The following is a 17,647-nucleotide window of genomic DNA, read 5'->3' as shown; positions in this document are numbered from 1 at the left end:
AGCGTTGCTTGGGTATTGGAAATAAGTTTCTAAGGTTTGTCGTGTGGAATTACTACCAAAAAGCCACTCCACTCATTTTCAAAAGTTCAACTTTGCCTCTCAGGCAAAGCTTGCATTATACCTTACCCACGCACCATAAAACAATTAACCCCCTACGTGCTAGGGCAAATCCCACGTGGCATTGTCTTTTGGGATTCTTCAAAACTCATCATTCCAAACTCCCTCCCCATCGCAATTTGAGATGGGATTTGATGGAATTTCTGATCACGGATGAGCGTCTTGACCGCTGGGGTAGCGAGCAAAACCTCAAAAATCCCACGCAATTGCTTTTCGCTAATAGGCAAAAGTTTTTGAGAGATGATTGCACGCAAGCAAAAAGCAAGCTCTGAAGCGATTTCTGCCCTATCACTGCCCGCACTATGCACGATTCTAGCTATCGTGCTAGCAGCATCTTGGGCGTGCGTGCTAGCGACGACGAGATGCCCGGTTTGCGCACACAAAAGAGCGGATTTTATCGATTCAAAACTCCGAAGCTCCCCGATAAACACAATATCAGGGTCTTCTCGCAAGCTCGCCCTGATAGCAGTATCAAAGCTCACGCTGTCTTTGCCGATCTCGCGATAGGAAAAAAAGCTTTTGGCATTCTGGTGGAGGTATTCCACAGGATCTTCGATACACACGATATGGCGACTAAAATGTTGATTGACATATTCCAAAGCCGCAGCAATACTCGTGGATTTCCCACTCCCTGTAGCCCCACTCACCAAAATCAGCCCGTCATTTTGACTAAAAATTTCTTTCAATATACTAGGCAATCCCAGCTCGTCCATCGTGGGTATAGTTTGTGGGAGTATGCGGATACTAAAAGACCCCAGCGAACGTGTGAGGTAGGCGTGGATACGCAAACGCACGTTATCAATTTCCACAGAAGTATCAAGCTCTATTCCTGTGGTGCATTGTTTTATCTGGTTATCATCAAGGATTTCTTTTTGTATTGTTTCCATCATTGCCCTATCTAGTCTCACGCTAGCTGGCAAGAGGTTTTTTGCCACCCGAAAAAACACCTCCCCACTCCCTAAGATATGTATGTCTGAAGCCTGATGTCCCAAAGCCTCTGACAAGATAGATTTGAGTAGTATTTTTGTATCCGTCATTTTTTATCTTTGTTGTGATTTTTGCCGTCTTGCAGGGGTAATTTGAGGCGTGTTCTTAGGATTTGAGAAGTTCGGATGTTTTTTCTCTCCACATAAATATCTGCCCAATAAGCACCCTGTTTATCAAGCTCCAAGCGATACCCACCGCTTAGAACACCAAACGCAAAGCTATCAGATTCACAATCCCCCATCCCATAGGTCTCTAAACACATTTTTGCCATCTGCAAAATACTGCGAACATCAAGCAAGGACTGGGATTTTAAATGTGTATTGCTCAAGCGATCAAGCTGTGTCCCGCTACGCTGGAGTGAGACAATCGCAATAATGGCAATCCCCAAAAACACCGCCATTGCCGAAAGAAAAATATAGGCTTCTCTCATTGGATTGCCCACACCCATCTGTGAGAACAAAATGGGTTTTTCTCCCCCACGCACAGCACAAGCTCCCATCCATTGCCATCTCTATGCAAAGCAAAATCGCTCACTTTCGATAAGACCATCCAGCCATCGAGATACAAGGCATTTCCTTTCAAGGTCGCTTGGTGGGATTTGGCATTTTCAAGCATTTGCCACGATAACGAATGATTTTGAAAAACAACGGAGTCTTTTTGCGCTTCTAAGAGGTAATTTTCTAATGCGTCCAGGGCATTTTGGAGTTCTGAAATAATCTGAATCTGGCGACTTTTGAGATGATTTTGACTCTGCAAACTAAAAAACATCTTCATCCCAGCTATCCCAATAATCCCCATAATCGCTATCGTGATAACAAGATCAAGCAAGGCAAATGCGCTTCTATTTTTTGGTGTTGTTTTTATTGTCCCTGTATTTTCCATATCTATTTTTTTCCATCTGTGATGGCTTGATTTTTGCTAATGCTTTGAGGATAAAAATAATGGTATGCCAACCCCTCTTCCCTACGCTCTTCTAGGAGCTTTCCCTCGTAGCGAAAACCTTTTTGAGACAACACAACAAAAGATTTTGCATTTTGCGTGCCTCCAAAATCCAATGCCTTGCTGATGTTTTTTTGGGCTAAAAACATTTTTTGACTTTTTTGAGAAAAAATGTGATAGCGCTCATTTTCTTCATAAATTTTCCAAAAAACCTTAAATGCTACACCCATCACCACAAGCGCCATCAACAACTCAACACTAGCAAAACCTCTATGGGCGCTCGGAAGCAAAAAACTCTTTTTCAAAAAATATTTTCTTATGGGTCTGATTTTGGGTGTATGTAACTTGCAAAATCGCTTTCCACCTGCCTGCCATATCAATGCTAAATTCAGGACTCAAGCAAGTTCCCGATGAGCATTCAAGATTGCCCAGGTCTAAACGCTCCGTTTTGCTGTGGTAACGAACCATAAAAAGGCGGATACTAACATCTGTTATCAATGGGTCAGAAACTTTGGGAATCATTGCGACATCAATACGATTGGGCGCATCGGTAAAAAGCTCGACTTTTGGCTGCTCTTTGAGTTTGTCTCGATGTCCTTTTACAAAATAAGGCGATAGTGGGCGATAAATGGCTTCCTGAGGGGGTTTTTGATTTGCCCCGATATAGAGGGCATAATCATTTTCAAACGCTTTTGTATCCTTGATAATGCGATTGATATCTTTATCGACATCGCTATATTTTTCAAAATACGCCCCATCATCGATAATAGGATGGACCACCGAAAGTCTCACCAACAAAACCAACAAAACAATCCCGATAACAATCACACTCAAAATGCCTAGAGGCCAAAAATTTCTATTTTTTTTCATTTTTTATGCCTTTGGAAAAAATAAACCAGAATAAATAATCCTACCAATGTAAAAAGCATCAAATATAAAACCACACGCACAAATAAATTTTGGTTTTCAGAGGGAAAATTATTCTCCAAAGTAACCCCATAATTGTGTGCAATCCTATCAGCGATTTCAGAATAGCCATTTAATATGATAGCTGAAATCCTTTGTGGCGTGAGATCAAGATCTTTTTCAGGTAAAAGCGGGGCGATATAATCGAAATAGATTTGGTCAATATCAAAAATATTTTGAGAATCTTCACTCAAAACAATGTCGATTTTTTTGGGCTGTCTGAAAAAAAATAAAACCCCATAAGGGGGAGAAAGCTTGGATATAACACTATTTTTGTAATCTTCTCTCTTTTGTTTTGAATCCAAAGAGGCATTATTAACATCAACATAAAGCGAAAAGCCTGTTTTGTATTTAAGCTCGCCGGAAACGTCTTGGACAAATGCTGCACTTTTGGGTATCAAAAGCCCCGCTTGATTGTCCAAAACAAAAGAATCTGCAAATAAAAATATTGGCAGAAAGAGGCAAAAAACCAACCTCTTTAAACAAAAAACCATCTTATACCAAAAACAAAAAGAGATTCGGGACGAAAGGAATCACAATCGTCATAATGATGGTCAAAATAATAAAAAATGCCAAAACCTTTTCAAGAGTAGTGAATTGCATAGCGTCTCCTTTATTTTTCCTGCACTAACTGGTAATGATCTTCATTCCCGACACTTTTCATTTTGATGGCATCTTGATTGTCAATCTTGTAATAATTTGTCGCTTGCGATTTTTGTATATGGATAGCAGCAAAGCCAAAAACGCCAGCCGCTCCAACAACCAAAAGAACGGCAACCAAATAGCCTAGTAATCCATTGATTCCAAATAATCCATTCATTAGTTACTCCTTAGTCTTCACTCAAAGGTTGCAAAGAACCGATATAGGCTGCAAGTGCTTTGATCTGGGTATCGTTAAAATTCCTATAAGCAAACGAGGGCATTTGTCCAATGTGTCCTTTTTTGCCGTGTTCCAAAACTCTTTTGAGGAACTCATAAGTCCCGTATTGGCTTAGATTTGGAGCAAAATTATCCATTCCAGGCATTCCTTTGCCATCGGGTCCGTGGCATCCAGAACAGCCGGCACTATCATAGACTTCTTTACCCTTTTGAACATCAGCAGGGTATTTTGTATGCTTGAGATCAGAAACATCAGCCATAATATAAGCAGCTACGGCTTTGGCATCTTCTTTGCTCAAACCCAAAACAGGCATTTCTCCCCCATCATACCCAAGCCCCACACTGCCGTGCTCAATAGTATCCATAATGCCCTCTTCCTTGCCCCATCGGGTGAGATTCTGGGCTTTCCCGTGCATACCCTCTGCAGTAATGCCGTGGCACTGCGAACACTGGACCAAGAATATCCCTTGCCCCATATTGACTAAATCTTCATTGCTGAGGGTTTTCCATTTTTCTTCAAATTTTTGATTATGGGTTTGGACCTGCTGGTTATAGTCTCCTATCTGGGAGTAGGAATTTAAAGGATAACCAAAAAATAAATACCAAAAACCCCATAAAATCAATACCAAAAAGCTCACCGTCCAGCCAACAGGCAGATTGTTGGCAAATTCTGCGATACCATCCCATTTGTGTTCAGTTAGCTCGCCCTCAGCTTTGGCATCGCGCATTTTCTTGATTAAATTTCCTGCGACATACACCGTCAATACTAAAATGACGATCGCAGCGACGAGACCGAATAAATTTATATTATCATTCAACCATCCCATATTCGCTCCTTTTTATTTGTTTTGTTTGTTTTCTCTAGGCTCAATAACCTCATCATCTAAGTTGTCTTTCAAAGCCAAATTCGCATATTTTTCATAATCTACGATGCCTTTTCTTTGATTGATATACATACTTGCGATGTAGGCATACAAAAATATGACCAACAAGATCGTAGCGACGACATAAGCAATCGCCCTGATTACCTCTAATGATTCAAGATCTATCATTTGACTTCCTTTACTTGCCTATCCTAGATTGACCAAGACTATTGAGATAAGCAATCAAAGCAACAATCTCTTTGACTTCTCCTTTTTGGAAAGCATCTTTAATCTTTTGGTTTTTCATATTTTCGACAATCTGACCCGCTTCTTCCATATAGGCTTTTTTGGCTTCTTCAATATTCCCTAGAGGCACGCCACCTGGGGTATCATAAGGAACACCAAAAACCACTTTTTGCGTATAAGCTTCTGCATAAGCGGTATCAAAATCCGCATCTTTTTTGAATAGATGATGATAAGCAGGCATTATCGAATCAGGCACGACACTGGTAGGCTCCCACATATGATTTTCGTGCCAATCGGTTGTCCTGCTATCACCCACCCGTTGAAGATCCGGACCCGTTCGCTTAGAACCCCACAAGAAAGGTCTATCATAAGCATACTCCCCGCTCAAGCTATACGCCCCATAGCGATCAGTTTCTGCTTGAAATGGGCGGATAAGCTGGGAATGGCAGTTGTAACAACCATTGTTGATATAAACCTGCCTACCTGCCGTCTCAAGCACCGTATAAGGACGGAGACCCTCGATAGGTCTAGAGGACTTCATAAAGTCGGGCAAAATCTCAACAAGCCCAGCAATCGAAAAGACGAATAAAAATGCTACCGTGAAAAAGAACGGATTTTTTTCTAACCAACTAAACATAATACCCCCTTATCAAGCAGCCATAGGCGAAGCATAATTTGGCTCTCGCTCTAGCTGTTTTGCTGCAGTGATGGTCATCACAACATTGTAGATAAACATAGCAAAGCCTATCAGATACATCAATCCCCCAATCCCTCGAATCACATAATAAGGGAATAAGACACGCACCGTATCAATAAACTGATAAGTAAGATTACCATACTGATCGACATCTCGCCACATCATCCCTTGCGTGATACCAGATATCCACATACTAGAGAAATAAAGCACGATACCAATAGTCATAATCCAAAACTGCATATCCATAATCTTTCTGGAGTAAATCTCTCGTTTATACATTCGAGGGAGCATATGGTAGCAAGCTGCAATGATGGTAAATCCAACCCATCCCAGCACCCCATCGTGAACGTGACCGATAATCCAGTCAGTAAAGTGTGCCAAAGCATTGACCGATTTGATCGCTTGAATCGGACCTTCCAACGTGGCAAGCATATAAAATGTTGAAGCGAGAACGAGGAATTTTATCAATGGTGATTCTTTGAGTTGGTGCCATTGCCCTCGCATTGTAAGCAACATATTGATAGCTGTTCCCCAAGAAGGCAAAATCAAAATTACTGAAAACACCGAACCAAGTGTTTGCACCCAATCAGGCACGGTTGAATAAATCACGTGATGCCCACCTGCCCAGATATACACAAACATCAAGCTCCAAAAAGAAAATAATGTGAGTTTATAGGAAAAAATAGGCTGACCGGATTCTTTTGGCAAGAAATAATAAATAATCCCAATAATCCCAGAAGTAAAAACAAATGCCACCGCATTGTGTCCCCACCACCATTGAATCATCGCATCATTAGTCCCTGCAAACATCGAAATCGAATGCCAGATACTCCCCACACCAGAAACAAAATAAGTCGGAACAGCCAAGTTATTGAAGATATAAAGCACGGATATAGCGGTGAATGTAGCGATAAAATACCATAAAGAGATATAAATCGTCCTCTCCCTTCTCACCCCCATACTCCCGAACATACTAATCCCCCAAAGCACCCACACGATAACTACCAAAATATCAAGAGGCCAAATCAATTCAGCGTATTCTTTTGATTGTGTCAGACCAGCAAAAAGGCTGATAACAGCAAGCACAAGCAAAATGATATAAAGCCAAAAATGCAAATAACCAATGAATTTCAAAAAAGCGTGTTGGTGGTAAGTGATTTTTAGCACCCTTTGACCTAGGTAATACCACGCTGCCCAAATCCCACTCAATGTGAAACCATAAATGACAGCATTAGTATGTAGCGGTCTAAGCCTCCCAAATATGCTATATTCCCCCGCAATATAATTCAGATCTGGAAAAGCCAACTGGAATGCCAATACAACACCAATAAGCATCCCTACAAACCCAAATGCCATCGTTGCATACAAAAACAACTTGGCAATCGAGTAGTCATACTCCAAAGTAGTATCGTTGTGCATTTTTTCTCCTTTATGTTGTGATTTGTTCTTGTTAGAAGCAATACCTTAATTCTAAGCCTTTTTTCTTGATGTATAACTTAAAAATGCAATCTATATGGCAAAAAATGAATCAAATATTGACAATCTATTCACAATTGGAAAGCTTTTCTTTCAAATAATCCGCCATCTGTGCTACTTCCAACCCCAAATCACTCAAATACACATAGATTTGTGCCCGTATATTGGGGGGGATTTTTAGCTTCCTTGCGATGTCTTTGAATCGCTTTGGCATCACTACTAGGCGGTGTTGTGCCACCAAATGCCGTGCTGGTGGGGCGTGTCCTATATGCAGGGATTTTGATATAAAAATATATGTTTGATTGCTCCCTAAAATAAATGTTTGATTTTTTTGTGCAATACACAAACAAAAATCTGTTTTTAGCACCTCTTGGCGTTGGGAAGCTGAAAGGACATAGCCCATTGTTTTGAGGATTTTATCACTCCAATACATATCTACAACGGCACTTTTGCGAGCAAAAAATCTGATTTCGCCCAAGCGAGCGATCGGGACTTTTGGATAGAGCAGGGATTTTTCGCTTGCAAGATATGCAAAAGATCTCACGATACCACCGCTGTATTTTTCTATCAAAGCATTCGCATAGTTGTGGCGAAATTCATTGCGCCTATGCGTTGTGTCTTGATTGCTCTTATCTTCAAAAAATTTATAAGGCAAACAATACGCATAAATCTTGCTTTTAGGCGTATTTATCAATGGGCGAATGATCTGATAATTTTCTCGAACCTCAATCCCATCAAAACCCAAAAGCGTGCCTAAAGAACAGCCCTTTGTTAGTTGCATCAAAAACCACTCCAGCCTATCGCCTAGATGATGGGCTAAAACGAGATTTTCATAACCCTCTTTAGCGATGAGTTCCTCAAAAAAATCATAACGAATACGGCGGGCACTGGCTTCAAAATTTGTTTCTATCTTTGGGGACTTTAATACAAAGCATTCTTTTTGATATTCCTGTGCCAAAGCCTGTGCGTAAGCGACCTCATCTTTACAAGATTCCCGCAACCCATAATCGACAATCGCCATATCAAAGCCAATGCCGTGATGTGCGAGCGCATAAAACAATGCGACCGAATCAGGACCCCCTGAAAAACCCAAAAGATTTTTGCGACCTTTAAGCTCGGGCAAAAACGCGCATTCTAGCATTGGAGTTTTTTGGTAACCTTGCCAAATAATAGCTTGTCTTTTACATCGCTTAGCACAGCTTCATAATAGCCTGATTCCAAGGTGAGATTTTCCAGCTCGCTATCATTGATGAGTATCTCCCCATCGACTTCAGGCGCCCACCGAATATCTCTAGCACTATAAAAATACTCGCTCATCTCGCTTTTCCCCTCCAAGATAATCGGGTAGGCTTGAGAAAGCATTTGTTTGTAGAGATGTTTTTGTTGGGTTAAAATGATTTTATTGAGGGTAGAGAGGCGTTTGTTGATGATAGATGTGGGGATTTTGCCATCGAGCTTTTGAGCTATCGTGCCTTCTTCAGATGAGAATGCAAAGATATTGAGCCGATCAAAACGAAAATCCTGTAAAAAAGCACACAATTCCTCAAAATCTTGCTCGCTCTCTTGGGGATGACCGACAATGAGCGTGCTTCTCACAAAGCTTCCCGGCACGGCACGCATTGCATTTAGAAGCTCTATATGCTGGGCTTTACTGCTACCTCGGCGCATTTTTTTTAGCATTGCTTCACTGATGTGCTGGATAGGCATATCAAAATAATTTTGAAAAATCTTAGAATCAGCAATCTTTTCTATCAACTCTAATGTCGTGCTGGAGGGATAGAGATATAAAATCCTCGCACTTTTAGCAAGATTTTGCTTTTCAATCGCATCAATGAGGGCAATCAAGCCATCTTTTTGCTTGTGGTCGTAGAGATAGGAACTCGAATCTTGGGCGATAAACGTAAAATCACAAAATCCTTGTTCGCTTAAAATTTGGATTTCTTTTAAAATCGAATCAATACTTCGGCTTTGAAGCCTGCCTTTGAAGCTTGGTATCGCACAAAAACTGCAATTTTGATTGCAACCCTCAGAGATTTTGATATAAGCGTGAATCCTCGAACCCGTAATCACTCGCCGTGAAGCTTCATCAGCCAAGAACACCCGCTCGCTTATTTGGGGGCTTTTTTGCTCTAACATTCTATCGATCTTGTCATAATCCCCCACGCCAGTGATGATATCGATTTCAGGGATAAGCTTTTGAAGCTCATCTTTATAGCGCTGGCTCAAACACCCACTCGCCACGAGCAAAGCCCCATTTTTCTTGCGTTCTGAGGCTTGTAAAATCGTCTGGATACTTTCTTCTTTGGCAGATTGGATAAACCCGCAAGTATTGATGATAATAACATCAGCAAGCTCAGGAGAATCGGTCATCTCATAATCGCTAAGTCTCCCTAACATCACTTCCGAATCGACAAGATTTTTGGTGCAACCCAGAGAAATCAAATGCAGTTTTTTGCTCAAGATTTTTTCTCCAACATATCGACTTCCCAAAAAAAATCAACCCACTCAGCAGGCTGTTTGAGATAAAAATCCGCACATACTTTTGCGGTAGGCTTTTGAAAAATCACAGATGAATAAAACGATTTTTGCGGGTAAGCGGATCGGAATTTTTGCATAATGGTTTCTAGGGTCTCCCCACTATCGACAATCTCATCAACGATGAGGATTTTTTGGTGTTCATCCTTGATAGCGGGCATATTTTCGATAATAAGCGAACTCTGCACGTTTGCATCGCTATAAGAAATCGCATTGAGGGCATAAACTGCCCGCAGATTCCAAGCCAATGCCAGCATATGGCTCATCGTCATCCCGCCTCTGAGGATACATACAATCGCATCAGGAATGCCGATTTTTGCTTCGATTTGTCTGCGAAGCTCTTTCATATCGCCCAAAAAATCGCTATAAGCATAAACCATCCGCTACTCTCCTCCTAGCTGTAATAATGTTGCAAAAACACGGCATTAGCACGCCCATCAAAGCTTCGCACCCCTAGTCTTTCCAAAGCCAACTCAATCGCATTGACTACCCACAAAGCCTCGTGTATGGGGATCATTCCCATATGATTGATACGAAAAATCGAGGTTTTGAGCCGATCTTGCCCGCCAGCGAGATTGAGGCAAAATTCATTTTTTAGGATCTTGCGGATTTGACTGGCGTGCTTTTCATCAAAAATCGTTGTCATCGCCAAAGCAGGAGCTTTTGGATAGATCTTAAGCCCAATAGCTTCAAGTGCTACCCGTGTGGCTAGCGCCCTTTGGCGCGTTTGAGAATATATCGCTTCCATACCACCTAATGCCTCAATGTCTGAAAAGTATTTCACAAGCCCAGTGATGATGGTTGTTGGGGCTGTCCAAGCGGTGGTGTTGTTTCTTTGGTTTTTGAGTTCGGTTTTGAGATTAAAATAAAATCCAACATCACGCTCTTCAGCCATCAAAACAGCTTTTTGACTTAGCCCGATGATACTCATCCCTGGAGGCAACATAAACGCCTTTTGACTCCCACCAATGAGAGCGTCGATATGGCTGGTGTCAATAGGCTCAACCCCCATCGCCGTGATCGCATCAGCGATGACCATTATGTCGGGGTTATGCTGTTTGACCGCTTGGGCAATGGCTTCAACAGGATGGCGCAACCCCCCTGCAGATTCGCATACTTGCACGCATACCGCATCGATCTGTTCATCAGCTTGGAGCGCATTGATGATCGCCTCAACGCTCACAGGCGTATCCCATTCGTTTGTTATCTCTTGGTTGGGGATATTATAAGCTTGGGCGATTTTGGCAAATCTTTCGCCAAATTTTCCGCTATTGATACTCAAAAGCTTTTTGGCACAAAATGCCCGCACACAAGCCTCCATCGCCCCGCTACCGCTACTAGCAAGCATTAAGACTTCTGGCATTTTTATCATCGCTAATAATCCCTCTCTAGCTTGCTTGAAGCACGCTTCAAATTCAGGGGTGCGGTGGTGGATGGTGGGGCGTGCCATCTCCATTCTGATACTCTCAGGAACAGGCGTGGGTCCGGGTGTGAAAAGTAACATCATCTTCTCCAGTCAAAATATCCTAGCATTATACAAAATGTTAAATCATTTTAGACACTAAGGCAATAAAATACCTTACTGATTGTCAAAACCGCTGAAAATATCTTCAATACACAAACGAAAGTTTGGGTATGAGAGGAGGAACGAAAAGTCAAGCAACTCGAGACTTGAAAACCTTAGAAAACGGGTTGATGACCAGCGATAGCTGGGAATAACCCAATCCTTTAGGAGCGAAGCAGGGATTTACTCCCTGCGTAGCGGTCTTCAGGTTTGTTTGCAAAACAAACCGAGTAAAAAATAATGTTTCTAGGCTTTCGCCTGCTAACTTTTCTAAAAACTTTTAGCTTTCTTATCGCAAAAGAAAAGGGGTATTAACCCACCCCTAACCCCGCCCTTAACCCACGAAAAGAATAAGCCTCCGCTTTTCTTTTCGGCAAACAAGGGCGGGGAAGTCGCTTGCTTGTGTCTCCTTGCGAAAAATCGGCGGGCGCACTTCAACGCCCTTATTTCCGATTTTTCACAGCACACAAGCCCGACAAAGGCTAGCAGTTTAAGACTTGAAAACCTTAGATGGCTTTAAAATCCTATCCACTAGCAAACCAAACCCCGCTACGCTTTTTAATTCTGTATTGCATTGGGGGCGTGTCGGGGGGTAGGGGTTCTAAAGGGGTCTTTTTGACCCGCCCACCCTGCGGACTTCGTAAGGAGAGGCGTAAAGCCAGAGCCAACTGCTTGGCTTTGGTAGCCTCGCACGCCGATTGCCTTATGCTTCGTCCGAAGTATGGCAATACGGCTAGCCCCCTAGTCCCTTTCTAGCGAGTATAAGAAATAATAACTAGCGATAAGGCTATGGAAAATAAAATTTTTAAACTTTGGAGCGAGGTGGTCTTCAGGTTCGGTTCAGCGAACCGAGTCAGCATAATGAAAATCCTCAATGACTTCCGCATACATCGCTTCAGCTTGCTCTATAGAGCGCTCTAGCGTATAATTAAGCGCACTTTTGGCATAAAGTTTCCCCATACGCTCTCGTTCCGTTGGATTTTCTATCCAATAATCAATCTTGCTAGCCAAATCTTTAGCATTCCCCGCTACAAACAACGAGCGATCATCGAGGGCAAACTGCCCGGTAGCTGATATTTTGCTATCAGAAATGATAGGCACCACGCCACAAGAGATTGCTTCCAAGCAAGCGATTGCCTCGCCCTCAACATCAGCGGTATGGACATAAATATCACTTTGGTGCAAAATCTTTAGCAAATCTGGCGGTGAGACAAAACCAAAATCAACGGGGTTTTCTAGCGCCATCGCCAAATTTTGTAGCCTTTTTTGTGTCGGGCCAATGCCTTTGAGATGGAGTTTGATTTTCTTAGCATATTTACTCGCCCTAATCGCTTCAATCAAAACATCTTGACGCTTTTCATTAGAGTAGCGCCCCACCATCGTGATATGGATAAAACCATCGCTAGCAGGCTTTGCACTCGGTGGGGAATATAGCGTGTCAAATCCATTGGAAATCACGTATTTTTTGCCTTTGTAACCATTTCTTGTAATCTCCTCTTCAATCAGCTTAGAGGGGCAATGGATATGAGAAATATGGCGATAAAAACGAAATTTAAAAAGCCAAAAAATAAAACGATTCAAAAACCCGAGCGATTGCAAGCCGATATTATAAGTAATATGCTCGGGCTGGAGGTGGAATGCCCCCATATAAGGGATTTTCATCTCTTTGGCAACAGCAATAGAGGCAATTTCAAGCTTAAAAGGCAAAAACAAATGCACGATATCTGCCCCACTAAATGCTTCCTTTAGCGTGCTTTTTACAGGCTTGCCAAAAATCATATGCTGTTTGTGCGAAATCTCTGTTACCAAAGGGATATAGCGCTCTGGAATCGCATAATACCCCTCACCCTCGATATGGGGGGCGACAACACGCACGTGATGTCCTCTAGCTTTTAAGGCATTGGCAAATCGAAAGGCTGTCATTGATGTGCCATTACTCTTGTCTGCAAAGCTATCTACGACCAACACGATAATCATTGAGGACCTTTTTCATCTTTGAGTTTGAGTTTGAAAAGTTTGCGATCAAAAATCGCTACATAAAAAATACCATCAAACACCTTGATGTCGAGCAAAAAACCCTCCACCTTTACCTCGCATTTTTTTGCTTCACTCTGCAGGGCATTTGCCCTAAAAATGAGTTCGTGTCCCAGCTCAATAGGGGCTAAAAACTTCGTTTCTGAACCGATGATAATGCTATTTTTTTTATTGATAGCACAGAGACTAGCATACGCAGCAGCGTTGAAAACAAAGCCTGCGTGAATGGTTGTATCATCACAAAGCATCGCTTCTGTCGGCACAAAAAACACTTCCGCTTTGTTTTGCGATAATGTAAGCAACTCCCCACACATCCCCCCATCAATCTTGCTACAAATAATCAATTCTTCGTTATTTACCTGCCCTTGTTCGCTTTGGTCGATTTGTTGATCCATTTTTTATCCTTTTTTTGCCTTTTTACATCTAAAATACCCACGTTTGGGCGCTGGATAGCCCTCGATGGTTTTTGAAATATCGCTGGGGTCAAGAAAAGATTCCAGGCTTAGCCCTTGTATCCATTCTGTTTTTCTTTGTTCGTTGGTGCTGGTCTCAGAGATTGCCAAAACCTCCACCTCTGCAAATCCCACCCGATCGCACCAGCCTTTTAGCGTCGGCACAGAGGGGATAAAATACACATTAGGCATTTTGGCATAAGAAAGCCTTGGACACAGGGCGATCTCAAGTGTAGAATCGATAATCAATGTATCCAAAATCAACTCCCCGCCATCATTTAAGCCCATAAAAAGAGATTTCAAAGCCACGATAGGATCGCTACGATGATACAAAACCCCCAAACAAAATATCACATCAAATCGCTTCTGATAGTCCCTAAGATGTTGAATCCCCAAAAGCTCGTAGGTGATGGGTTGCTTCAAAAACAGATTGATAAAATCAAATTGCGTTTTATAAAGCCCGCTAGGGTCAAATCCCACGAGCGATTTTGGGGAATGTTTTGCCATCTCAAACAAATAATACCCGTTGTTGCACCCAATATCAGCAACATCCTTGCCCGCCAAATCCACAAATGGGGCAAGCAGTTGCCATTTGATAAAGCTTTTCCATTCTGTATCGATAAAAAGCTCACCAATATAAAACGGCCCTTTTCGCCAAGGGCGCAAAAGCAATGCAATCTCTTCAATAAGCGTGTGTGTCTGGCTATCCAAAATCACACCATTTGGGGATAAATCAATCACAATGCCCTCATTACAGCTATATTCCAACGCTTTTAGGGGGAGTTTTTCGCTCAAGGAATACATTTTTTGCACGATGGGAGCGAATGTTTTTGCAATAGAGATATTGGAATGCGTGGTGTTTGAAGCAAGCGATTTTGAAGCATTTTTTCTATTTTTTTTAGGACAACTAGGCATTTTATATCCCTAAAACAAGGGCAACACAGGATCGCTATGGGGGGTCATCAAGATTTCTTTGAGTTCGGCATCCCTTAGCCCAAAAATCAAAGCAAAATTATAATGGCTTTTGTGGAGCAAGTCCCCAATATCTGAATGTTGCTGGTAGATTTCATTTTGCGCCATCATATCAAAAATCCCCTCATAGCCCTTTGGCAAAAATAAGATCAATTTGCCCCATTTGGCATTCAACAAGATATAAGTTACATATTTTTTAAATTTTTCAATATCATCTTCAGCGATAACCACCCGATCGGTCTGCCCATAGCCTACAAGCTTGGCACGGGCATTGATAAAATTGGGTTGCAAAAAAGGGACGGAAGAAAAATTTTTCAAATCAAAAGCGATGTGATGGGTCGCACACATTTCCATCACACTGCTAAGCTCAGGCAAAAATAGGCTGGGGAGCTTGAGTTCGTATTGGGCAAGTTTGTAGTTTATCTTGGTATCAAATAACGTGGCAACAACGACCTTAAAAGGTGGCTCTTGGGGCAAAACAGCCTGCGTATATTGCAACAAAAGATCCAGCAGGGATTTGTCTTTGATAATAATGCCTCGAAAATGAGCCTCACTCCCGACTAAGCTTAACAACACATCAAGCCCATCATCAAAAAAGCCAATCGAACTATCGCTAACAATCTCTGAAGCGATGGCATATTCTATTTCAGAGACAAAAAACACTTCGATTTTCTCGCTCAAAAATCGGTAGCGAATCAGGCGGATGATCGCATCACGAATGCAATCAACTTTGATCCAAGCAATCTCCCCATCTACCATCTGGACATATTTGTCATAGACAATACCATAAGCGCCCAACGCAATCGCCCCATCGATTTCATCAGGATTTTGAGCGATAAATAAACAACCCCGCTTTACCTCAGATATTTTTGTAGCCACACCATTAAAAGCACTAATCGCAGGCGTGGCTGCAAGCTCTCCATTGATGATTTCGACAGCTTCATTGACTCTCACTAACTCACCTTACTCCCGTTGCTTTTCACTTCTGTAGCTCTCAAAAGCGAAAGACCTTTTTCATCTTTGCTAGCAAGTATCATTCCCTCACTCATCTCGCCCATCAGCTTGGCAGGTTTGAGATTGGCAAGCACACACACTTGCGAGCCAATCAAATCCTCTGGTGCATAATATTTTGCGATACCTGAAACAATCTGCCGATAGCGTCCCTCTCCCAAATCAATTTGGAGCTTGAGGAGTTTATCGCTTTTAGGGATCTTGCAAGCTGTCATAATCGTGCCAATGCGAATATCTAGCTTGGTAAAATCACTAATTTCAATTGTCTCACTTGTATCAATAGGGGGTGTGATTTTTGGTGGTGCGGGTGTTTTTGATGGTATTTTATCTGGCTCTGCTTGGGGCTGGGGTGCCACTTCGAGCCTAAAACCATCGATTTTAGGGAATAGCGCATCGATTTTTTCGATGGTAAAATCTTTGAGTAACGCCCGATCTAAAACGAGATGTTTGTAGTCTTGATGGGAGATTTTTATCTTGAGGCAATCTGCGATCTTGGTCGCACTAACAGGCATTATCGGATAAAGACACAGGCTTGCCTTCCCAAGAATATTAGCAATCAACCCCAAAAATGCCTCGCATTCCTCGTGCTTGTTGTTTTTAATCAGATTCCAAGGCTCATATTTTGTGATCGCCCCATTAGCAAGCACAAACGCCCGCCAAAGCTCCTCAAGATAACGACTAAGCTGCATTTGCTCCATCAAAAGAGGTAATTTTGCCAAGATAGTATGCAACGCTTCAAGCTCGGCTTGAAAATATTTGGGCGTATTTGCTGAGGAGATTTTGCCACCAAAATACTTTTCACTCATCCCAATGAGGCGATTGAGAAGATTCCCCAAATCATTGCTTAAATCCGAATTGACCCGCAAGATAAGTGCTTTTTCTGAGAAATCCCCATCTTGACCAAACGGCACTTCTCGCATCAAAAAATACCTCAAAATCTCAACCCCATAGGCTTTTGCGACTTCTTTGGGATCGATGACATTCCCGATACTTTTACTCATTTTCTTCCCATCTCTTGTCCACCACCCGTGCGTATAGATATGTTTGGGCAAATCCAGCCCCAAGCTCATCAAAAACGCCGGCCAATAAACCGCGTGAAATCGCAAAATATCTTTGCCAACAATATGGATAGGCTGTTTCCAAAAATCCATCCGCTCCCCATCACCCCCATAACCCAAAGCAGAGACATAATTAAGCAACGCATCAAGCCACACATACATCACGTGTTTGCTCTCATTGAAACTAGCAGGGAGCTTGATACCCCATTCAAAGCTCGTTCGGGTGATAGAAAGATCATTGAGACCATTTTCTACAAAACGCACGACCTCGTTTTTCTTGTGCGCGGGCAAGATACAATCAGGGCAGGCTGCATACCACGCCAAAAGCTTTTCTTGATACTTGCTAAGGGCAAAAAAATAGCTTTCTTCTCGCAATATCGTCGTATCCTTGCCACAATCAGGGCATTTTCCATCGATTACTTGTGTTTCTGTAAAAAAACTCTCACAACTCACGCAATAATGCCCCTCGTATTCGCCTTTGTAAATATCGCCTTTCTCATACATCTTCTGGAATGCGACTTGGACGCTGTGGCAATGAAAATCATCGGTGGTGCGGATAAAATAATCATAATCGATGCCAAAGCTATCCCAAAGATTTTTGAATGCTAGACTGATGGTATCAGCATATTCTTTGGGCGTTTTTCCTCTGGTGCGTGCGGATTGCTCGATTTTTTGGCCGTGTTCATCTGTGCCTGTGAGAAAAAACACCTCATCGCCTAAAAGTTGGTGATATTTTTTTAACATATCCCCAATCAATGTCGTATAAGCGTGCCCAATATGGGGAATATCATTGACATAATAGATTGGCGTAGAGATAAATGTCTTCATTCTTTTCCTTGTGGGGTATGTTG

The 17,647-nt window shown here is 42.1% G+C and carries 20 protein-coding genes; all 20 read right to left on the bottom strand.

Annotated features, from left to right (window positions below):
• Positions 1-152: 152 nt before the first annotated feature.
• On the bottom strand, positions 153-1,154 hold the full coding sequence (locus BJI48_RS02325; RefSeq protein WP_095331445.1) for a PilT/PilU family type 4a pilus ATPase: 1,002 nt from the start codon (positions 1,152-1,154) through the stop codon (positions 153-155).
• Positions 1,151-1,534 (bottom strand): hypothetical protein, encoded by a 384-nt coding sequence (locus tag BJI48_RS02320; RefSeq protein WP_095331443.1) that lies wholly within the window; start codon positions 1,532-1,534, stop codon positions 1,151-1,153. Before BJI48_RS02320 ends, BJI48_RS02325 begins: the two co-directional genes overlap by 4 nt.
• A complete protein-coding gene (locus BJI48_RS02315) occupies positions 1,531-1,986 on the bottom strand; it encodes a hypothetical protein (protein ID WP_095331441.1) in 456 nt (151 codons plus the stop codon). Before BJI48_RS02315 ends, BJI48_RS02320 begins: the two co-directional genes overlap by 4 nt.
• 2 nt (positions 1,987-1,988) lie before the next feature.
• Positions 1,989-2,333 carry a hypothetical protein gene (locus BJI48_RS02310; protein ID WP_095331439.1) on the bottom strand — a complete coding sequence of 115 codons (345 nt, stop codon included), beginning with the start codon at positions 2,331-2,333 and terminating at the stop codon, positions 1,989-1,991.
• Positions 2,314-2,913: a hypothetical protein gene (locus BJI48_RS02305; protein WP_095331437.1), complete on the bottom strand. Its 600-nt coding sequence runs from the start codon at positions 2,911-2,913 to the stop codon at positions 2,314-2,316. The genes BJI48_RS02310 and BJI48_RS02305 overlap by 20 nt, the downstream gene beginning before the upstream one ends.
• Positions 2,910-3,410 carry a TPM domain-containing protein gene (locus BJI48_RS02300; RefSeq protein ID WP_180763018.1) on the bottom strand — a complete coding sequence of 167 codons (501 nt, stop codon included), beginning with the start codon at positions 3,408-3,410 and terminating at the stop codon, positions 2,910-2,912. The genes BJI48_RS02305 and BJI48_RS02300 overlap by 4 nt, the downstream gene beginning before the upstream one ends.
• Before the next feature lie 212 nt (positions 3,411-3,622).
• Positions 3,623-3,829 carry a DUF4006 family protein gene (locus tag BJI48_RS02295; protein ID WP_095331433.1) on the bottom strand — a complete coding sequence of 69 codons (207 nt, stop codon included), beginning with the start codon at positions 3,827-3,829 and terminating at the stop codon, positions 3,623-3,625.
• 10 nt (positions 3,830-3,839) lie between these two features.
• Positions 3,840-4,715: a cytochrome-c oxidase, cbb3-type subunit III gene (ccoP, locus tag BJI48_RS02290; protein WP_095331431.1), complete on the bottom strand. Its 876-nt coding sequence runs from the start codon at positions 4,713-4,715 to the stop codon at positions 3,840-3,842.
• A gap of 12 nt (positions 4,716-4,727) precedes the next feature.
• The gene (locus tag BJI48_RS02285) at positions 4,728-4,937 is read right to left on the bottom strand and encodes a cytochrome c oxidase, cbb3-type, CcoQ subunit (RefSeq protein ID WP_180763022.1); all 210 of its coding nucleotides are present in this window, start codon (positions 4,935-4,937) and stop codon (positions 4,728-4,730) included.
• A 13-nt stretch (positions 4,938-4,950) separates the two neighbouring features.
• Positions 4,951-5,634, bottom strand: a complete 684-nt coding sequence (gene ccoO / locus BJI48_RS02280; RefSeq protein ID WP_095331427.1) for a cytochrome-c oxidase, cbb3-type subunit II — start codon at positions 5,632-5,634, stop codon at positions 4,951-4,953.
• 12 nt (positions 5,635-5,646) lie between these two features.
• Complete coding sequence (ccoN, locus tag BJI48_RS02275; protein WP_095331425.1) at positions 5,647-7,113, bottom strand: cytochrome-c oxidase, cbb3-type subunit I; 1,467 nt, start codon at positions 7,111-7,113, stop codon at positions 5,647-5,649.
• 124 nt (positions 7,114-7,237) lie between these two features.
• A complete protein-coding gene (gene tilS, locus BJI48_RS02270) occupies positions 7,238-8,311 on the bottom strand; it encodes a tRNA lysidine(34) synthetase TilS (protein ID WP_095331423.1) in 1,074 nt (357 codons plus the stop codon).
• A complete protein-coding gene (gene rimO / locus BJI48_RS02265; protein ID WP_095331546.1) occupies positions 8,305-9,633 on the bottom strand; it encodes a 30S ribosomal protein S12 methylthiotransferase RimO in 1,329 nt (442 codons plus the stop codon). The genes tilS and rimO overlap by 7 nt, the downstream gene beginning before the upstream one ends.
• Positions 9,627-10,085, bottom strand: a complete 459-nt coding sequence (locus tag BJI48_RS02260) for a phosphoribosyltransferase family protein (RefSeq protein ID WP_095331421.1) — start codon at positions 10,083-10,085, stop codon at positions 9,627-9,629. The genes rimO and BJI48_RS02260 overlap by 7 nt, the downstream gene beginning before the upstream one ends.
• 14 nt (positions 10,086-10,099) lie before the next feature.
• Positions 10,100-11,209 carry an alanine--glyoxylate aminotransferase family protein gene (locus tag BJI48_RS02255; RefSeq protein ID WP_095331419.1) on the bottom strand — a complete coding sequence of 370 codons (1,110 nt, stop codon included), beginning with the start codon at positions 11,207-11,209 and terminating at the stop codon, positions 10,100-10,102.
• A 900-nt stretch (positions 11,210-12,109) separates the two neighbouring features.
• The gene (locus BJI48_RS02250; protein WP_095331417.1) at positions 12,110-13,246 is read right to left on the bottom strand and encodes a glycosyltransferase; all 1,137 of its coding nucleotides are present in this window, start codon (positions 13,244-13,246) and stop codon (positions 12,110-12,112) included.
• Positions 13,243-13,698: a thioesterase gene (locus BJI48_RS02245; protein ID WP_095331415.1), complete on the bottom strand. Its 456-nt coding sequence runs from the start codon at positions 13,696-13,698 to the stop codon at positions 13,243-13,245. Before BJI48_RS02245 ends, BJI48_RS02250 begins: the two co-directional genes overlap by 4 nt.
• A 3-nt stretch (positions 13,699-13,701) precedes the next feature.
• Positions 13,702-14,559 (bottom strand): tRNA 5-methoxyuridine(34)/uridine 5-oxyacetic acid(34) synthase CmoB, encoded by an 858-nt coding sequence (cmoB, locus tag BJI48_RS02240; protein ID WP_095331544.1) that lies wholly within the window; start codon positions 14,557-14,559, stop codon positions 13,702-13,704.
• A gap of 120 nt (positions 14,560-14,679) precedes the next feature.
• Positions 14,680-15,681 carry a hypothetical protein gene (locus BJI48_RS02235; protein WP_095331413.1) on the bottom strand — a complete coding sequence of 334 codons (1,002 nt, stop codon included), beginning with the start codon at positions 15,679-15,681 and terminating at the stop codon, positions 14,680-14,682.
• Positions 15,681-17,624, bottom strand: coding sequence for a methionine--tRNA ligase (metG, locus tag BJI48_RS02230; RefSeq protein ID WP_095331411.1), 1,944 nt, complete (start codon positions 17,622-17,624; stop codon positions 15,681-15,683). The genes BJI48_RS02235 and metG overlap by 1 nt, the downstream gene beginning before the upstream one ends.
• Positions 17,625-17,647 lie beyond the last annotated feature (23 nt).

Origin of the sequence: Helicobacter sp. 11S02596-1 (assembly GCF_002272825.1) — a bacterium.
Classification (GTDB): Bacteria; Campylobacterota; Campylobacteria; order Campylobacterales; family Helicobacteraceae; genus Helicobacter_J.
The sequence above is the reverse complement of the archived record's forward strand: the minus strand, read 5'-3'. Positions and strand labels throughout refer to the sequence as shown.

Coding starts and splice junctions, on each gene's coding strand:
- BJI48_RS02320 (WP_095331443.1), bottom strand. CDS start 1,534: ATGAGAGAAGCCTATATTTTTCTTTCGGCAATGGCGGTGTTTTTGGGG.
- ccoN (WP_095331425.1), bottom strand. CDS start 7,113: ATGCACAACGATACTACTTTGGAGTATGACTACTCGATTGCCAAGTTG.
- BJI48_RS02260 (WP_095331421.1), bottom strand. CDS start 10,085: ATGGTTTATGCTTATAGCGATTTTTTGGGCGATATGAAAGAGCTTCGC.
- BJI48_RS02305 (WP_095331437.1), bottom strand. CDS start 2,913: ATGAAAAAAAATAGAAATTTTTGGCCTCTAGGCATTTTGAGTGTGATT.
- ccoP (WP_095331431.1), bottom strand. CDS start 4,715: ATGGGATGGTTGAATGATAATATAAATTTATTCGGTCTCGTCGCTGCG.
- cmoB (WP_095331544.1), bottom strand. CDS start 14,559: ATGTATTCCTTGAGCGAAAAACTCCCCCTAAAAGCGTTGGAATATAGC.
- BJI48_RS02250 (WP_095331417.1), bottom strand. CDS start 13,246: ATGATTATCGTGTTGGTCGTAGATAGCTTTGCAGACAAGAGTAATGGC.
- BJI48_RS02325 (WP_095331445.1), bottom strand. CDS start 1,154: ATGACGGATACAAAAATACTACTCAAATCTATCTTGTCAGAGGCTTTG.
- metG (WP_095331411.1), bottom strand. CDS start 17,624: ATGAAGACATTTATCTCTACGCCAATCTATTATGTCAATGATATTCCC.
- BJI48_RS02315 (WP_095331441.1), bottom strand. CDS start 1,986: ATGGAAAATACAGGGACAATAAAAACAACACCAAAAAATAGAAGCGCA.
- tilS (WP_095331423.1), bottom strand. CDS start 8,311: ATGCTAGAATGCGCGTTTTTGCCCGAGCTTAAAGGTCGCAAAAATCTT.
- BJI48_RS02245 (WP_095331415.1), bottom strand. CDS start 13,698: ATGGATCAACAAATCGACCAAAGCGAACAAGGGCAGGTAAATAACGAA.
- BJI48_RS02255 (WP_095331419.1), bottom strand. CDS start 11,209: ATGTTACTTTTCACACCCGGACCCACGCCTGTTCCTGAGAGTATCAGA.
- ccoO (WP_095331427.1), bottom strand. CDS start 5,634: ATGTTTAGTTGGTTAGAAAAAAATCCGTTCTTTTTCACGGTAGCATTT.
- BJI48_RS02295 (WP_095331433.1), bottom strand. CDS start 3,829: ATGAATGGATTATTTGGAATCAATGGATTACTAGGCTATTTGGTTGCC.